General features: G+C 51.4%; 2 protein-coding genes and 1 pseudogene. 1 reads left to right on the top strand and 2 read right to left on the bottom strand.

The genetic code is table 11. The features are described 5' to 3' along the window. Nucleotides 1–204: 204 nt before the first annotated feature. Together FTE26_RS00775 and mobC are read right to left on the bottom strand one after the other, a co-directional pair. Entirely contained in the window at nt 205–906 is a 702-nt protein-coding gene (locus FTE26_RS00775) for a replication initiation protein (RefSeq protein WP_001281395.1), read from the bottom strand. Between the two features lie 533 nt (nt 907–1,439). Next, a complete protein-coding gene (mobC, locus tag FTE26_RS00770; protein ID WP_000091746.1) occupies nt 1,440–1,694 on the bottom strand; it encodes a relaxase accessory protein MobC in 255 nt (84 codons plus the stop codon). A gap of 178 nt (nt 1,695–1,872) precedes the next feature. Between mobC and mobQ the strand changes: the two are divergent. Then, nucleotides 1,873–4,021 (top strand): annotated as a pseudogene (mobQ, locus tag FTE26_RS00765) (MobQ family relaxase). Nucleotides 4,022–4,073: the final 52 nt, after the last annotated feature.

The raw sequence follows: 4,073 nt of genomic DNA, 5'->3' as shown, positions 1-4,073 counted from the left end.
TCGATGTTCATCGACAGGGATGAATGCAAGAAGCACACTCACATAACGCAAGCATAGTTTTGTTTTTCCGCCCCCAAAAATTGGGGGGTCTTTTTTCGCTGCATCAGAGCGTTTTTGACGCAATTTTTCACTTCAATAGTACCTTCGCACTACTAACACAAAAAAAACGCAGCAGGGAGCGTTTTAGGTGCCTTAAAATCGATTTTAGATCGTCATCTTGATCTGTTTGTCTTCCTTGAAGCGAAAATGCAGGGCTACAACCGTGCGCCCCTTTTTGATCGTCTCAACAGTTACAACCAGATCGCTTTTTTCGTTCAGTTCGGCGATGGCTGGCTTGATTATCATCTTATTCAAGTCTTTGAATTGTTGATATTTATCTTCAACGGCAAGCATGGTTCGGAAATCATCGATAGCTATCGTTCTGTCACCGGTGCTGCGGAACTGCTGGAGCAGCTCGTAAATGCGGATGCTGTAGGTGCTGGAAAGGCTGGAGACGTTCTTCACGACTACCCGCGTAAACTGCCCCTTGAGCTGTGTCAGATACGGCATGATGGCATCGGAGAAGGTGATATCTACTTTCGCCTCACCTTTGAAATACTGCGCCCGGTACTGCACCCAGCGGAACTCTTCTCGTTTTTCCTCGTTCTTGATGATTACTGACCTGTCCCAGAGGCGATCTATCGCTTCCTTGAGCCTAGCTTCAGCGTGCTGCCGTCCCATGTCAGGAAAGGCATCATGAAACTCTGCAGCCGTGATGGTCATGGTTTTTTGTTCATCCGGCGAAGGGGAATCTTCTCCGGATTTTAGGCGGCTGATACAGACCAGCAGGAAGCGCTGTTCCTGCAAAGTGAGCTTGTAGCTTGCCTCGATAAGGGCGTTTGATTTGTAAGCTATCAGATCTGACATTTCGCTTGCTCGTTGCTATTGGTGGCGTTTTTTTACTGTACGCCACTTATCATATGGGTGGAAGTTTTTTTTTTGCAACCCCCTTTTTCTGTGGATTACACCCCCAAAAGCTCCACCTTTCACCCCCAAAAGCTCCACCTTTCACCCCCAAAAGCTCCACCTTTCACCCCCAAAAGCTCCACTTATCTTGCCAGAACATCTTTAAAATCATGGTGTTACAAGACCTAAAAAGGTTTTAAAAAAAAAGATCTAAAAATAAGATCTTAAAAACTTAACGGCGAGCCTGTGGATAACTTGGGGTGCTGAAAACAAAAAACCAATAAAAACAATGCGTTGCAATAAAGCAGAATTGCAAGTTTCGAATACACCCCCTCCAACCCTGTGGAAACCCAGTATTCATGCGGGTTCAGCGCATATCACCTGCCGAAAAACCGTGCGTATGTGCTCAACCTGGCGACTGATTCACTTCCGCTTCCTCGCCCACTCGCTCGCTAACGCTCGGTCGCTGGGGCTGCGGCGAGCGGACGATACAATCACTGTTCTGGCAGCGCCTCCAGCTCGTTAATCAGCGGCAGTATGCGCGTCACATCAGCCTGTCGTGTCACCTCTGCCTTCAGGAACTGGAGTAACCAGGCACGCAACTGCACCTCCTCCGGCTTTCTGACCTTTGCCAGCAATGCTGCACCCACAACAACCTTCTGCGCTGTGTCCAGGCTCCGGCTCTTCGCCTTCAGGCGCTGTAATCTCGCCTCAGCATCAGCAATCTTCTGTTCGAGCGTTCTGCTCATGATGTAACTCCGTGCGCGATGAAAAATCGCATTTTAGCGCGTCACTGGTAGTTTAAAAACTGAGCTGGCATAATGCACGGCAAATCACGAAGTGCGCACTTATACAATCTCCACTCCGTTTCGATTGTGTGCGCCCTGCGGGGCTGAAAGAAAACTACAAAAAGGCATTACGGCAGAAATGGCGATTTATCATCTCAGCATGAAAATTATCTCCAAGAAGCAGCGGCTACAGCGCCGTAGCTTCCGCTGCCTATCGTTCCGGTTCACTGATGCTTGATGAGCGTACCGGACTGACTTACGACTACACCCGCAAAAGCGGTGTGGCTGAGGCTGTGATTCTGACCCCCGCCACCGCCCCTGCCTGGTGTACGAACCGTGCCGAACTCTGGAATGCCGTTGAGAAGGCCGAACGCCGGAAGAACTCACAACTTGCGCGGGAAATTGAACTCGCCATCCCCCACGAACTGCCGCAGGATGCCGCACGGGAAACCGTTCTCGCCTTTGTCAGAGAAAACTTTGTCAGTCAGGGCATGATTGCTGATGTGGCGTTCCATCACATGGATAAAACAAATCCCCATGCGCACATCATGCTGACCACGAGGGCTATCGGACCTGCTGGGTTCAGCGGAAAGGTCAGGGACTGGAACGACCGGACACATGCCGAGACGTGGCGGGCATCATGGGCTGACCATGCAAACAGGGCACTGGCGAACGCCGGTTATCAGGAAGAGATAGACCATCGTTCATACGAGCGACAGGGGCTTGAGAAAACGCCTGGTATTCACCTCGGAAAGTCTGCCTGTGCGATGGAAACACGCGGTATCGAAACAGAACGCGGCGAACAGAATCGTCTGATTAACAGGCTTAACCTGGAAATACAGATTTCCCGCACCGAACTCAGGAACGGAGGGCTGACAGAGCCTGCCCGCCGTGTGGCTGACCTTCTGAATATCGGGCTTCCTGACAACGCAACTTCGTACACACTACGTGACATTATCGAAGCGTTGCCGAAGGACAGTAACTCGGCATGGAAACTCACCAGTAATGCCATGTCGATGATGGCAGATATGCAGGCGACGCGCAGACGCTGGGAAGAGCTGAACACCGAACGAAAGGAAGCGATGAGCCATGCTGCCAGCCTGAAAAAATCATCGCCGTTTTCGTCCGGTTTTTCCCGTATTCCCCTGATGCAATGGGCGGCACCGGAATACCGTAGTGAGCAGGGAAAAATCCAGTCTCTGAGCCAGCAAATGGAAAAATTACGACAGCATTACCGGAAGGTGGAGAAACAGGACATTCCCGCGAGTCAGATGGCATTTGAAAAACAGTGGCAGCAGTGGGGGGAATCCGGCCTTGCAGCTCTCAGAGCCCAGTTGCTTAAACGTGAAGAGGAATTGCGCCGGAAGGAACAGGAAGATACTGAACGTAGTCGCGCGGAGCAGCTCAGGAAAAATGACAATGCCGTTATGGATTCAGGGGTGCTGAGAGCAGTCGTTACGGGGTATGGCGAGGCTCCCATGCCTGGTAACGGGGAAATGACCTGTTACCTTCTGCTTCACAACCGGAACGGAGAATATACGCTCTGGGGGAACGAGCTGGAGAAATACCGCACCAGAATCTTTGAGAGTGTTGATTTAATGCGTGACAGGAGTGGTTATATCTGTGACCGAAGCGAAATCGGCCAACGTCCGCCACTGCAACGTGTTTATTCCTCTGCAACCTTTGAGCAACTGCTGACGCAGGTTTGCCAGACATGGCCGCAACATACCCGCAATCTCCGCCAGCCGAAGACATGGCCGGAGTCTTTCTGTCTTGGAGAAGACCGCCAGCCAGCCATGCCATCACCAGCGGCAAGGAAGGTGGATTTTATGCAGGGACGTCTGCCACCGACGCTGATGCCGGTCATGAGTTCTGTCGACCGGGAAACCCGCCAGCTTCAGCTTTTGCTGGTCATGGGCGTGGATGACTCTCTGGGCGGTGTTATCCGGCTTAATGGTACGCTGTATCCCGCGTTTGCCGTTCCCTCAGCCGATAACAGGCATCTGGTCATCAGTGCGCTGACCGATAAGGGGTTACGGTATGCAGGGTATGGTGTTGCCGTAAATCACGATGCAGACAGCCACATATCACCTGCACCAGAACTGATGCAGTTTCATCTGAAAACCCGTGAGGCACCGCTTTTTGCTGCCGTCAACACACCAGAAAAACAGCCGGATCATCTGTTCCGCTCGCTGGGTTTTAATCGTACCTGGGAGGAATGGCAGCGCGAGGAAGATGCACGAACACACACCACCGAGAGGAGACATGATCGCGGTTGGTCACAGTGAATGTGAACAATATTTTGTTTTGTTTAACATCGTGTTATGTTCGTCGATGTTC

The sequence above is a fragment of the Escherichia sp. S10b genome (genome assembly GCF_028421345.1).
Taxonomy (GTDB): Bacteria; Pseudomonadota; Gammaproteobacteria; order Enterobacterales; family Enterobacteriaceae; genus ECMA0423.
Note: the sequence above shows the minus strand (reverse complement) of the source record. Positions and strands in the feature narration are given on the sequence as shown.